The following is an 11,872-nucleotide window of genomic DNA, read 5'->3' as shown; positions in this document are numbered from 1 at the left end:
TCAGTATCCTGCACCTCAATGGCGCTAGATCGAACGCCCGGCAATGGTCGCGTCCGTCGTGGTTTGCGAAGTGCACTGCGCGGTCGACGCGATCCAGCGCCCATCGCCGGGCAGCGGCGGCGCCGTTCGGACGGCATGGGCGACCTGCACACCCGCAAGGTCCTCGATCTGACGATCCGCCTCGCCGAGGTGATGCTCTCCTCGGGGTCAGGTACCGCCGACGTCGTCGCGACCGCTCAAGACGTGGCGCAGGCCTACCGCCTGACCGACTGTGTCGTCGACATCTTCGTCACCACGGTCATCGTGTCGGCGTTGCCGACCGCGGACAGTCCGCCAGTCACCATCGTCCGCGGCGTGCACGCTCGTTCGACCGACTACACCCGACTGGGTGAACTCGACCAACTCGTCCAGCGGATCACCTCCGGCGGTGTGACGGTCGATCAGGCTCATGAGGCGATGGACGAGCTGTCCGAACGGCCACATCCTTATCCGCGTTGGCTGGCAACGGTGGGATGGGCGGGCTTCGCCCTGGGCATCGCGATGCTGCTCGGTGGTGGCTGGTTGACCTGCATCCTGGCCGCCGTGACGTCGGCTGTCATCGACCAGGTGGGCCGCAGGCTGAACCGCATCGGCACGCCGTTCTTCTTCCAGCAGGTGGCCGGAGCAGCGATAGCCACCTCGGTCGCCGTGGCGGCTTACCTCTACGCCGACTTGGGTCCGACGGTCATGGTCGCAACCGGAATCGTCATGTTGTTGTCCGGGCTGACATTCGTGGGCGCGATGCAGGACGCGGTGACCGGCTACATGCTCACCTCGCTCGCCCGGCTCGGGGAAGCGGTGCTGATGACCTCCGGAATCGTCGTAGGGATCCTCGCGGGTTTGCAGATCGCCGAAATCGCTGGCGTCTCCATCTCGTTGCACGTCGACGCGACGGAATCCTTCATCGCGCCGAGCCGACCGTTGTCCATCTCTCTCGCAATATTCGGCGCGGCGCTGGCGGGTGCCTGTCTGACCGTTGCCAGCTACGCACCGCTGCGGGCCATCCTCACCGCCGGACTCGCGGCGGGACTCGCCGAGGCGGTGTTGATCGCTCTCGGCAATGCGGGCTTCGGCCAGATATTCGCGAGCGGAGCCGCCGCGGTCGGTGTCGGTCTGGTCGCCACCCTGATCTCGATCCGCCGACAAGCGCCCGCCTTGGTGACGGCCACTGCGGGCATCATGCCGATGCTTCCGGGTCTGGCTGTCTTCCGCGCCGTATTCGCCTTCGCCGTCGACGGCAACTTCGACAACGGCATCCGCCAGATGATGTCGGCGATCGCGATTGCGCTCGCGCTCGGCAGCGGGGTGGTACTGGGCGAGTTCCTCGGCTCACCGCTGCGCTTCCGCGCCGGCCGGATCGGCGACTTCATCCGGAAGGAAGGACCGCCTGGGCTGCGCCGGGCCGTCGGCCGTGTCGTGCGCCTACAACCGGCCGAAGATCAGCCGACGGAGATCATCCCGCGGATGCGAAGCGTCGCGTTGGAACCGGAGTCGACCGACGACGGGACGGAAGAACCCGAGAGCAGCGACACGTCCGGCAACGACGACGAGGACCCCCAGGAGTAGTAGCTTGAAACACGTGTGCGGCGGTTTGGCCGCCGCACACGAAGGTTATAAGTTCTAAGTATCGAATTCGGTCTACCGCTGGAGGCGTGCTCATGAGCTTGTTGAAGACAGCGATACCTGTCGTCGCAGTCGCAGGCGGGTTGACCGCAGGCATCGTCGGCCTGGGTGCTCCGGCAAGCGCGCAGCCGCCGCCACCACCACCTCCGGCACCGGCGCTGGCGGCGGAGTCGCCCGGGCCCGCCCCGAGGCCGATGCTCGGGGACCCAGTGCCACCCAACGCGCCGCGGAAGCCTGCCGAGTTCTGGCTCGGAGAGCCCGTCGTGTGGTTCTCCGGCTGGGGCGGCCGTTGGGGTGTGTGGAAGAACGGTGCTTTCATCCACCTGTCGAAGAACATCGTCACCGGTGGCGGCTGACAGTCTCGGATCAGCGTGAGGCGTCCAGGATCTTGATCGCGAAGATCAGCGAGTCGCCGGGCTGGATCCCAGCGGTGGGCTGACCTTCGGGGTAGCCGTCGGCCGACGTCATCGCGACGGCGACCGTCGACCCGACCTTCTGTCCGGCGATGGCCTTCTGAAATCCCGGTACGACTCCGTCGAGCGGGAAGTCAACCGGCATGCCGCGTTCGTAACTGTTGTCGAACACGGACCCGTCGCGTCCGTTGACGCCCATGTAGCAGACGAAGACCGTGGCCGTGTCTGCGACGACCGGTCCGTCACCGGCCTGCAGCGTGTGCACCTGGGTCTCACTCACGCTGAACGGCGGCTCGACCTCGATAAGCGGTGCCGCCGTCGCGGTGGAACCGGTGACGGCGACGCTGCCGGTGTCCCCATTGAACGTCCACTCCGGCGTGCCACCGCCTTGCGGCGCAGCCGTCGGGCACGTTGCGGCGGCCGGATCCGCCGTTTCGGTAACCGAGGGGATGAACTCGTCGGCCAGGGAGGAGGTGCTTGTCGATGAAGTGGTGGTTGTCGATGAGGCCTCCGTGTCAGAGCCGCAGCCGGCGAGCGTCATGGTCAAGGAGGCGGCGCAGGCCGCGAGCGCCACGGAGGAAGACATACGAGAAAGGTTCACGGCCGTCACGCTACCGACAGCCGCAACCGCAGCGCCGCTAGGTGCGCTTGAGTGCGAGTACCGGGATTGTGCGGATACCGGCGGTCTTCGTTTCGTACTCGGCGAAACCGGGGTAGCGGCGGGCTTGTTCGCCGAAGATGCGATCGCGGTCGGCGCCGAGGACCTCGGTGGCGCTGACGGGATGGGTGTCGCTACCCAGTTCGATCCGTGCGGTGCCGGCCGCGGTGAGGTTGTAGTACCACGCCGGGTTCGTCGGTGCGCCCGCCTTGGAGGCGAAAACATAGATGGTGTCAGGGTCGTCGTCGTCGGGCAGGTACATCATCGGCGTGACGCTCTGCTTGCCGGTTTTGCGGCCGGTGTGGTGGACGAGCACCATCGGCGCGCCCTCGAAATTGCCGCCCACGCGACCGTCGTTGGCGCGGAACTCGTTGATTATCTGGGTGTTCCAATCATCAGGTGCGCTCATCGTGGTGTTCTCCCATGCTCGGTGCTCAGATGATCGTGACGGGCGAGGTGGACCTCTGCCGACCCTACGACGACTTGCACTGCGGCTGAAGGAATTGGGAGCTTCGAGCGATGAGAGAACGGTTAGTTCAACCGCTCGGTGAGATGGACCTCGACCTCGTCACCGTCGCCCTTGTGGATTGCCCTGCGGGTTGCAGCAGCCACCGGAAGTTTGTGGGTTCCGTCGCCCAGGGCCATGAACGCTCCGGTGAACGGCTGTCCGTCGACGGTGCCGGCGACTTTGACCAGACCTCGAGTACCGAAGATCTGCGCCGAGCCGGCAAGCTGTACACAGGTCCAGGTATCACCGGGGCGTGCCTTGCCCAGGCGAGCGGTGAATGTGATGTCCAATGGTCGTGCATCCGCCATGACCGTTGTCCTCCTTGCAGATACGCCGAGCCGGTTGGTCAGCGCGAGTCGAACCCATCGGTGTCCTCCAGGTAGACCAAGCCGTTGCCATCGGGGTCGGTGAAGGAGAACATCGCCGGTATTCCCTCCATCAGGACCAGCGATTCGTTGTGCAGGGTGACCCCCGACTTGCGGATCGTGTCGTGGGCTTGTTGCGCATCAGTGGTGCCCAACCGGATTGCGACCGGGATCTCGCTGTCGGGCGGAAGAAGGACCAGCGAAACGCTCGAGCCCGGCGGCGCGACCTCGATCAGTCGCGCACCCGGCCAGACTTCCACGTCGGTGCGGAGTTCGAGCCCGAGTACCTCTGTGTAGAACTTCAGCGCTGCGTCCTGGTCAGCCACCGGAACCGACACGCTCAGCACTCTCGTTGTCATCGTCATACTCAGTAAGACTCCTCCGCAGGACGAAAATCATCGCCTTGCCGGCAAGTCGCCCGCAGGCCGGCACGCGATACGCCGTCGTTGTCCAGTCGACGAACACTCCATGATCGCAATTGCTCGCGGCCCGGGCGCGTGCTGCGATGCAGACGATCTGAGAAGTGTTGCCTCGCAGAACGGTTGATAACGTTGCGCTTATGGGAGGAGAGCAGCCCCAGCGCTGGAATCACAACATTCACTACCACCAGCTCGTACTCGATGCAGTGCCTGTTGAGGCTCGCTCCGCGCTCGACGTGGGGACGGGCAACGGTTTGCTCGCCGCCGATCTACGTCAGAAAGTCCCGGAGGTGGTGGCGATCGACGTGGATGATGACGTGCTGGAAGCCGCGCGCGGGGAAGTCGAAGGTGTCGACTGGATTCTCGGCGATGTGATGGCCCACCGATTTCAGCGGACTTTCGACGTGGTCGCATCCGTCGCTGCGTTGCATCACCTGCCTGATCTCCGGTCCGCTCTTCGACGCTTCGCGGAACTGACCTCGCCTGGGGGTGTTCTGGTTGTGGTCGGCCTCGCGCGGTCGACACGTCCCTGGGACTTCGCCGTCGACGTGCTGGGCGTGGTCCAGCACCGGTGGCTGTCGTTGCGTCGAAACCATTGGGAGCACACCGCGCCGACCGTATGGCCGCCAGCGCACTCGTATTCGGAAGTACGTCAGTGTGCGGAAGAGGAGCTCCCCGGTGTGCAATGGCGACGGCTGCCGATGTTCCGGTATGCGTTGACCTGGCGAAAGCTCCCGATCGGCCGGGACGTAACGCCGGGATAGTCCCGACAGGGCGCCTCCGAGCGCTTCATGCAGCGTCGGGGGATTGGTGTGCTCGAAGGTAGGCGGGGGGATCGACTCGTTAGTCGTGTTTCGCCTCGTAGCGCAGCAGGACGGTGCCACACGGGAAGGTACGATTTTCCAACAGTCGCAGCGAGATCCATGACGGCAGGGTCGGGAAGAATGGGATGCCGCCGCCCACGGCGGTCGGCGCAACCACGATCCGGTATTCGTCCACCAGCCCGGCCTGCACGATCGGTGCGGCCAGCGTCGCGCCGGCCACCTCCAACTGGCCGTCGGTTTCGGCTTTCAGCTTCGTCACCACCGCGACCGGGTCGCCGCGTTCCAGGCGGGAGTTCCAGTCGACGGACTCCAGGGTGCGCGAGAACACGACCTTCGGCATGTCGCGCCAGATGCGGGCGAAGTCGACGATCAGAGGAGTGGCGTCTGGAGCCTCGTCGGCGGTCGGCCAGTACGCGGACATCAGTTCGTAGAGCCGCCGCCCGTAGAACGACAGGGAGGTCTCGCGCTCGAAGTCGTTCCAGTACTGGTGCAGTTCTTCGCTCGGATCAGACCAGTCGATGTTGCCTTGTGCGTCGGCGATGTAGCCGTCCACCGACACGTTGAAGCCATAGATGAGTCTGCCCATGCAGATCAGACTGCACCGGAGGGCGAGACTCATCGCGACGCGACACGAGATGTTTGCAAATCCGGCAAATGGGCGAGCGACAGGCGGCGTCCTTCGTAGGTTGCCGTCGCCCCATAAATTTGTGCACGGCGAGACTGTGCCGGCGACTTAGCCTTGGGATCATGGGGGAGAGGTGGCTTTGGAATGTCTGTTTGCTGACCCGGTCGATCTGCTATCCGGCTGCACAGATTCTTCGTTACATGTAACATGGCGGCATGGCAGTGAGGGAAAGGGTCGCAGAATACCGACGGCGAATGCGGGAGCGGGGCCTGCGACCGCTGCAGGTCTGGGTGCCTGACGTGCGCACTGAGAGTTTCGCCGCCGAGGCGCACCGCCAGGCTTCGTTGGTCGCGCGAGCGGACGAAAGCACCGACGACCAGGACTTCATCGAGGCCATCTCGACGCCATGGGATGAGGAGTGAACAGAGGGGAGATCTGGTCCGTAGCAGGAGGCGTCTACGCGACCAAACCGCGTCCCGCGGTGATTGTTCAGGACGATCTCTTCGACGCCACGAGTTCAGTAACTGTTGCTCCCATGTCCAGCACGCTGTTAGATGCGCCGTTGATGCGCATTCGGATAGCCGGCGGAGACGGGCGGTTATCCGGACTTGATCACGATAGTGACGTGATGATCGACAAGCTCACTACCGTCAAAAGGTCGAACGTCCAAACCCGAGTCGGCCGGCTGACAGCGGAGCAAGTCATCGAGGTCGAGCGAGCGATGACGGCATTCCTTGGTCTTGCTCGATAGGTGAGAACCGTTGGGAGACAGCGCAATATGCAGTTTCCTACTTGACATAATGTGGCTTATCGGTACTTTGGTGACCTTGGGTGGGGCGGGGGGTCTCCGACACGGAACGCCATTGATGCGGTCCGCCCCCGCCGTCGATTGTGAATCTGTCGACGGCTTCCCTCGCAAATTGCGTCGCGAGTTTCACAAACGGGGAGCCGCACGTCCGACCGCGCTATGGGATGCGCCGACTAGCGCCGGCCACGCCTCACGCGCAGCGCCTCCCGCGACTGGATACCCCCTCGCCACTTCCCCCACTATGCTGCATTATTCCGTCACAGTGACGAATTGGGACCGACTGACTGCTGGCGAATCACGTTCACAACTAACGTATTTCAGTCAGCCCTGTTCGCGTCGCCGATCCTACCTCCCGGCGGCTCCCTTCTTTTGGGAAGTAGCACCACTCCCCCCGCTGGCCACAAGCAACTCGCACCTTGTGAGCGCGCACCACTAGCCCGGGGGCACTCCTGGCGGAGCATCGAACACGACTGACCCCTCCTCATTGTCCGGCCCCAACCTCCATCATTACGTCACAGTGACGTAATGGCCTTGACTGGCTGGGCAGGCGAATTACGCGGGTGCACAATGCATTCCGTACGTTCTGACCAATCGCAAGGTGCAGATTGAATTGAGCCGATCTACGGCTGGCTCAGGAGCTCAGTAACGCGACTCTCCAGCAACCGGGAGTCGTAGTAGTCACGCCATCGGGTGATCCGTCCATCCCCATTGACCTCAAGTACGCCCGTCACTTCCACGTTGAAGGCACAGCCCTTGAAATCGAAGATGTCCGTACGTTCAACCATGACGATGCGGCGACTCGAAAGGAGATTCGTAATCTCGACCGTGGTGCTAGGAACCAGCTGCCCGATTTTTTGAAGCTGGGTCTCGATGGCAGCGATACCGCTATAGGGCTCGCTATGACCGTCGGTCCAGACCGCATCTTCGGTGAAGTAGCCGGTTAGCTCGTCGACACTCCAGCGCGGCCACGCAGCAAGAAACCCTCGAACCACCGACTCCGCCGATTCGCCCACCTTTGAGACCTCCCGCAAGACCGCTACTAGCCGCGATGTTAGGGCGGCTACCTTTCAGATGGGCTGAAATGGCGTTCCGCAGCCAGAACAGTACGCTCCCACGAATCGACGGCGAGTCAACCGCTATGCACCAGGACCGGAGAAGGCAGAGCCATGGTGGGCTCCTCCAGTGACGTGCGCGCTGGACGGCATCGTAAGCCCGGCGTCGCGCCGGCGCCGATCTCGCAGCTGAATAGTTTGCTAGCGCCGCTCGAGCCGACCGCACCGCAACGAGCAACTCGCACCCATTGAACACGCACCATTACCAGTTGAAGGGCAGTGACTTGCATTGAGTTACAATGGTTTTCATGCCCAGCTAAGTGTCAATACTACGCTCTGCCTCTCGTGCCAGGGCTTCCGCCAACCGCGCATAGCTTCTTTCGAGCGACTGATGGAGGCTTCTTAGGCCCGGGATTCGAGGCGTACATGACGCTGTCCACACGATGAGGGACCCAGTCGGTCGGTCTTCAATACGGATATCGCCTCGGTAGTCCCTCAGCGGCACGTACCACGGAAACGCTGCGACGTAAGCATGATGGTGGGGTCTCGTCCCGCCCACGATGTGGTCGCGGGTCACGCCCAATCCGAGGCGCATCCTTCTGATGCCACCGACTCCCGTGTCGGGCGCTCCTTGCACTTCCCATGACGCAGCAGAGACGCCCGGCATGAAGTCCGACCACCGGTCGAGGTCCATGAGGACGTCGTACACCGATTCCGGTGTCGCCGTCGACGGTTCTTCGACCCTGATTGACACCGACGTTGGCATAACGCGCAAGCTACTAGGCGTATAGGACGTAAAGGCAGGTTTCAGCCAGTCGGACCTGGCCCCCTGTAGTCGGTGATCGACCACCGGTCCCCTCTCTCCCGTGCCACTGCCAATACGTCACAGTGACGAATACCGCTGTGCCGCAAGAGCGATACGACCTACTCGTCGGTATTGTTGCCCGACGATCGTTCAGCGCAGTGCAAAACTTGAGACGAAGCGATCGAATCTGGCGCCGCGACGAAATGTTGGCTGGCATCCTGTCAACCATGGGCGACTTTGGGGTGATCGGCGCTTGGTTACTGCTTGGCGCCGTAATCGTTGGCGGAGTGGCGCTAGCGGTCGGCAGCGTGCTACTAGCCAGCCGCATCGTTGCCCGGAACTCGCGCCCGGAGCACAACTCGATACTGTCGCCGTTCCTCACGGTGGTCGGCCTGATTTACGGTGCTCTCCTTGGGTTCACCGTGGTCGTCGGGTGGCAGCAGTACCTCTCGGCCGAGACGAATGTCGCCAAGGAGGCGTCGCTACTCAAGACGATGTACCGCCAGACCGTCGCAATGCCGCAGCCCGAACAATCGCAGGTGCGTGAGCAACTCCGCAGGTACGCCGCCGCGATGCATGGTCCGGAATGGGGCAAGAACGAATTCGGAAGTATCAGCAACGAAGGCCGAGCGGCGATCACGGCAATGTACCGGATCGTCGGTGCTGACAAGCCAGGTGTGGCAGCCAGCCCGGTCGACCAGCAGTTCCTCAGCCAATTGACGGAAATGTCGTCTGTCCGCAGCGCACGGATCCTGGACGCCAAACCGCGCATCCCGACGCTGTTGTGGTGCGCATTGATCTTCGGCGGACTTGTCCTCATCATGCTCACCAGCCACATGCGACTGGCTGATAGCCGTGCTCACATCGTCTTGGTCAGTGCCGTCACCGTGCTGCTTGTCCTGCTGCTGTACCTCATCTTTGTCCTGGACCACCCGTTTGGGCCGATGGGCGTTACCCCAGAACCTTTTTCAGAGGCTTTCATGGTGTTCGATCTGGTCGACAGGGGAACGTGAGCGTCACGTTGCGAAACTTGGCCCAGCCGGTGCAAGCGGCTTGTGCCAATCAACGGACAACGCGATCACAGTGCGGCATCGTTGTCACATGAGCCCCAAGGTTCCGACTCCCAAGGAGATCAAGGAAGCCGCACAGTCGGCTGCCGATACCGCACAGTCGCTCGCGAGCGAAGCCATGCGCATTCCGCCGGCATCGATACAGCTGGCTAGTCAAATGCCCGATCTCATCGAGAATCTGGCCACTGCCACAGAGCGCCTCAACGCGGCGATCGACCGCGCGGAACGCTATCTCGCACTGGCTGATCCGATGATCCGGACCATGGACTCGATCCTGCCTCAACTCGAGGCGCTTGTGGCGACCGGCAACGAGGTGTACAACTCTGTGTCGCGTATCCCAGGCGTTTCCACCGTCGGCCGGTTCGCGAGTCGAGGTTCGAGCCAGCCGCCGAGCAAGGAATCCTCGGGCGGCCGGACCACGCGGAAGAAGCCCTGACCGCCTTGTGGAGCCGTGATCACTCGTAGTTGATCTCGCCCCTCGGGAACGGTCGATTCCTGAAGTCGATCTGCGCGGCCGGGTTCGCCACCGCCGTCACCATGCCGGACCCGAACGCGCCCTGGCGGTCGAACAACGTCGCGGTCCCCACTGCGATGCCGTCGGCCGCCCAGTGCGAGTCGCCCTGCACGAGGATCCAGTCGTCGACCGGCAGACGCGACATCGCGACGGTCAGATCCCCGTTGATGTAGCCGATTCCGTCGCTGCCGAGGTTGGTCACCAGGCTGGTCGACTCCGCGACCGTGACGGCTCGAGCAAACGGCGAAACCTTCTCGTCCGCAACGATATTCGCGCTCGAAAAGTAGAAGCGCTTGCGTGAGGTGTTCTGGTGCGCCGCTGGTGAACGTGTCCATCCGGCGTCGTCGCTGCCGATGTAGGGCGCCAGCGCGTCGTCTCGCTCAGGAAGCTCGGGAGCAGAATCCGGTGTGGCCCATTCCTGCCCGGGTGGCGGCGACGACCGCCGGTACTGCACGAGGGTGGCATGTGCGACCGGGCGGCCGTCCTGCACCACATCGCATTCCGCGTTGCGCACCCGGCGTCCGTCCCGTATCAGCCGTACCTCGACGGTGGTGGGGACGTTTCGCGCGGCCCGAAACAGGTCCACCGTGAGCCGTGTCGGCATGAACTCGGCTGAGCCGTAGTGGTTCTCCAGCGCCTGCGCAGCCAACCCGACAATGGATGGACCGTTGAGGTGGTCATCGCCCCAATGGCTTTGGGCGAACACGGTCGGCATGAATCCTCCGTCCGTGGTCGGGGTGAAATACGCAGGCTCGGTGGTCATTGGCGGATCTTCGCACAGGGTGTCGGCGGGCCGGCGGTCAGGTGTTGCGACCGCCGTTGACGCCGAGGATCTGCCCGGTGATATAGCCGGCCTCTTCGGAGATCAGGAATGCGCATGCCGCCGCGATGTCTTCGGGCTTGCCCATGCGGCGCACGGGTGTCGCGTCGATGGTGGCCTGGATATCCCCGAGGTTGCCCCGCGCCTCGGCCGCCCGCAGCATCGGGGTGTCGATGAAGCCGGGCGGCACGGCGTTCACCGTGATGCCGGCCGGGCCGTACTCGAGCGCCAACGTTTTCGTCAGGCCGTTGACCGCCGACTTCGCCGCGACATAGTGCGCCATGTACGGCGCGCCGGAGTGGGTGCTCGACGAGGAGATGTTGACGATCCTGCCCCAACCCGCCTCGACCATGTCGGGCAACACCGCCTGCACGCAATGGAACACCCCGTTGAGGTTGACGTCGATGACGCGCTGCCATTGCTCGAACGTGATGTCGCTGAACCGCGAGAAGCCGTCGAGGCCAGCAGCATTGACCAGGATCGTCACCGGCCCGAGTCGGGCGCGGACGGCCGACAGCGCGGCGTCGACCTGTGCGCGGTCGGTCACATCGGCGGTGAACGCCAACTCGTCCTCGTTCGGCGTCAGGTCGACAACGGCGACGTGGTACCCACCGGCGCGAAGCCTGTCCACGACCGCGCGTCCGATCCCCGAGCCGCCGCCCGTGACCACCGCTGTCTTCATCTGCTCATCCCTTTCGTTGATGCGTTATGCGCCGTGGCGTTCGTAAACCCAGCGTTCGTCTGCCTGCATCCGTCAGATGTGCGGCCAGTGCAGCGTCGTCGAACTGCACCCACATCGGTCCCACCGCTCCGGCCAGGCCCGCGAAGACCATCGCCGCCTTGATCTCCCCCGCCGGGCCCGGTTCGACATCGGCGAGCAGGCGTAGCTGCCGGGTGATCAGATCGCGCCAGTCGCGACGCTGCTGCAGCGCGGTGGCGACGCTGGGGTCGGCGGCCAGGACCGCGACGAGCCCCCGGTTGCGCACCGCCACATCCGCGTAACCGCTCAGCATCCATTCCGCCCTGGCGTGCGGGGTGCGACGCGCTTCGGCCACTTCGACGACCGTGCGCAACTCCCCCAGTATCGGCTCGAGCACCGCCCCGAGGAGCTCCTCACGGGTCCGAAAATGGTGGTATATCGCCGCTTTCGTGAATCCCAGTTCGTCGGCGATCATCTGCAGTGACGTCCCGGCGAAGCTGTGCCGGGTGAACAGCGCGACCGCCGCGTCGATGAGCCGCTGCCGGGTGTCGGTGGCGTCGGTTCTGTCCGTCGCGGCGGTCGCCATCACCAAACCCGTCTGCTTTACGATCGTCAAGTTTCTACTAGCC

General features: G+C 63.8%; 17 protein-coding genes. 7 read left to right on the top strand and 10 right to left on the bottom strand.

The features are described from left to right. Positions 1 to 18 precede the first annotated feature (18 nt). Both AU185_RS04620 and AU185_RS04615 read left to right on the top strand, forming a co-directional pair. On the top strand, positions 19 to 1,605 hold the full coding sequence (locus tag AU185_RS04620) for a threonine/serine exporter family protein (protein WP_059102257.1): 1,587 nt from the start codon (positions 19 to 21) through the stop codon (positions 1,603 to 1,605). A 92-nt stretch (positions 1,606 to 1,697) separates the two neighbouring features. After that, on the top strand, positions 1,698 to 2,018 hold the full coding sequence (locus AU185_RS04615; protein ID WP_172800314.1) for a hypothetical protein: 321 nt from the start codon (positions 1,698 to 1,700) through the stop codon (positions 2,016 to 2,018). 10 nt (positions 2,019 to 2,028) lie between these two features. Here AU185_RS04615 and AU185_RS04610 read toward each other — a convergent pair whose 3' ends face one another. From AU185_RS04610 to AU185_RS04595, 4 genes are all read right to left on the bottom strand, one after another. Then, entirely contained in the window at positions 2,029 to 2,676 is a 648-nt protein-coding gene (locus tag AU185_RS04610) for an FKBP-type peptidyl-prolyl cis-trans isomerase (protein WP_172800313.1), read from the bottom strand. Positions 2,677 to 2,713: 37 nt separating this feature from the next. Next, on the bottom strand, positions 2,714 to 3,142 hold the full coding sequence (locus AU185_RS04605) for a nitroreductase/quinone reductase family protein (protein ID WP_059102255.1): 429 nt from the start codon (positions 3,140 to 3,142) through the stop codon (positions 2,714 to 2,716). Between the two features lie 122 nt (positions 3,143 to 3,264). Beyond that, complete coding sequence (locus AU185_RS04600; protein ID WP_059102254.1) at positions 3,265 to 3,549, bottom strand: DUF1905 domain-containing protein; 285 nt, start codon at positions 3,547 to 3,549, stop codon at positions 3,265 to 3,267. Between the two features lie 38 nt (positions 3,550 to 3,587). After that, positions 3,588 to 3,971, bottom strand: coding sequence for a VOC family protein (locus AU185_RS04595; RefSeq protein ID WP_059102253.1), 384 nt, complete (start codon positions 3,969 to 3,971; stop codon positions 3,588 to 3,590). A 194-nt stretch (positions 3,972 to 4,165) separates the two neighbouring features. On the opposite strand from AU185_RS04595, the gene AU185_RS04590 reads away from it, so the two are divergent. After that, positions 4,166 to 4,789 carry a class I SAM-dependent methyltransferase gene (locus AU185_RS04590; protein WP_059102252.1) on the top strand — a complete coding sequence of 208 codons (624 nt, stop codon included), beginning with the start codon at positions 4,166 to 4,168 and terminating at the stop codon, positions 4,787 to 4,789. Positions 4,790 to 4,868: 79 nt separating this feature from the next. On the opposite strand, the gene AU185_RS04585 is transcribed toward AU185_RS04590, so the two are convergent. Beyond that, positions 4,869 to 5,435, bottom strand: coding sequence for a dihydrofolate reductase family protein (locus AU185_RS04585; protein WP_059102251.1), 567 nt, complete (start codon positions 5,433 to 5,435; stop codon positions 4,869 to 4,871). A 254-nt stretch (positions 5,436 to 5,689) separates the two neighbouring features. Between AU185_RS04585 and AU185_RS04580 the strand changes: the two genes are divergently transcribed. Together AU185_RS04580 and AU185_RS04575 are read left to right on the top strand one after the other, a co-directional pair. Next, complete coding sequence (locus AU185_RS04580) at positions 5,690 to 5,896, top strand: antitoxin MazE family protein (protein ID WP_059102250.1); 207 nt, start codon at positions 5,690 to 5,692, stop codon at positions 5,894 to 5,896. Continuing rightward, positions 5,893 to 6,225: a type II toxin-antitoxin system PemK/MazF family toxin gene (locus AU185_RS04575; RefSeq protein ID WP_059102249.1), complete on the top strand. Its 333-nt coding sequence runs from the start codon at positions 5,893 to 5,895 to the stop codon at positions 6,223 to 6,225. The genes AU185_RS04580 and AU185_RS04575 overlap by 4 nt, the downstream gene beginning before the upstream one ends. A 677-nt stretch (positions 6,226 to 6,902) precedes the next feature. Here the strand turns inward: AU185_RS04575 and AU185_RS04570 are convergent. Both AU185_RS04570 and AU185_RS25765 read right to left on the bottom strand, forming a co-directional pair. After that, positions 6,903 to 7,295, bottom strand: a complete 393-nt coding sequence (locus AU185_RS04570) for a nuclear transport factor 2 family protein (RefSeq protein WP_172800312.1) — start codon at positions 7,293 to 7,295, stop codon at positions 6,903 to 6,905. Between the two features lie 355 nt (positions 7,296 to 7,650). Continuing rightward, positions 7,651 to 8,100 (bottom strand): SRPBCC family protein, encoded by a 450-nt coding sequence (locus AU185_RS25765; RefSeq protein WP_082683738.1) that lies wholly within the window; start codon positions 8,098 to 8,100, stop codon positions 7,651 to 7,653. Between the two features lie 266 nt (positions 8,101 to 8,366). Between AU185_RS25765 and AU185_RS04565 the strand changes: the two genes are divergently transcribed. Then, the gene (locus tag AU185_RS04565) at positions 8,367 to 9,152 is read left to right on the top strand and encodes a bestrophin-like domain (protein WP_059102333.1); all 786 of its coding nucleotides are present in this window, start codon (positions 8,367 to 8,369) and stop codon (positions 9,150 to 9,152) included. A gap of 88 nt (positions 9,153 to 9,240) precedes the next feature. Then, entirely contained in the window at positions 9,241 to 9,645 is a 405-nt protein-coding gene (locus AU185_RS04560; protein ID WP_059102247.1) for a death domain-containing protein, read from the top strand. A 19-nt stretch (positions 9,646 to 9,664) separates the two neighbouring features. On the opposite strand, the gene AU185_RS04555 is transcribed toward AU185_RS04560, so the two are convergent. From AU185_RS04555 to AU185_RS04545, 3 genes are read right to left on the bottom strand one after another with little or no spacing between them, the layout of a single operon-like run. Further along, the gene (locus AU185_RS04555; RefSeq protein ID WP_059102246.1) at positions 9,665 to 10,486 is read right to left on the bottom strand and encodes a thioesterase family protein; all 822 of its coding nucleotides are present in this window, start codon (positions 10,484 to 10,486) and stop codon (positions 9,665 to 9,667) included. A 37-nt stretch (positions 10,487 to 10,523) separates the two neighbouring features. Further along, positions 10,524 to 11,225, bottom strand: coding sequence for an SDR family NAD(P)-dependent oxidoreductase (locus AU185_RS04550; protein WP_059102245.1), 702 nt, complete (start codon positions 11,223 to 11,225; stop codon positions 10,524 to 10,526). A gap of 4 nt (positions 11,226 to 11,229) precedes the next feature. Beyond that, positions 11,230 to 11,829 (bottom strand): TetR/AcrR family transcriptional regulator, encoded by a 600-nt coding sequence (locus tag AU185_RS04545; protein ID WP_059102244.1) that lies wholly within the window; start codon positions 11,827 to 11,829, stop codon positions 11,230 to 11,232. Positions 11,830 to 11,872 lie beyond the last annotated feature (43 nt).

Origin of the sequence: Mycobacterium sp. GA-0227b (assembly GCF_001499855.1) — a bacterium.
In the GTDB taxonomy this organism is placed as follows: domain Bacteria; phylum Actinomycetota; class Actinomycetes; order Mycobacteriales; family Mycobacteriaceae; genus Mycobacterium.
Note: the sequence above shows the minus strand (reverse complement) of the source record. Positions and strands in the feature narration are given on the sequence as shown.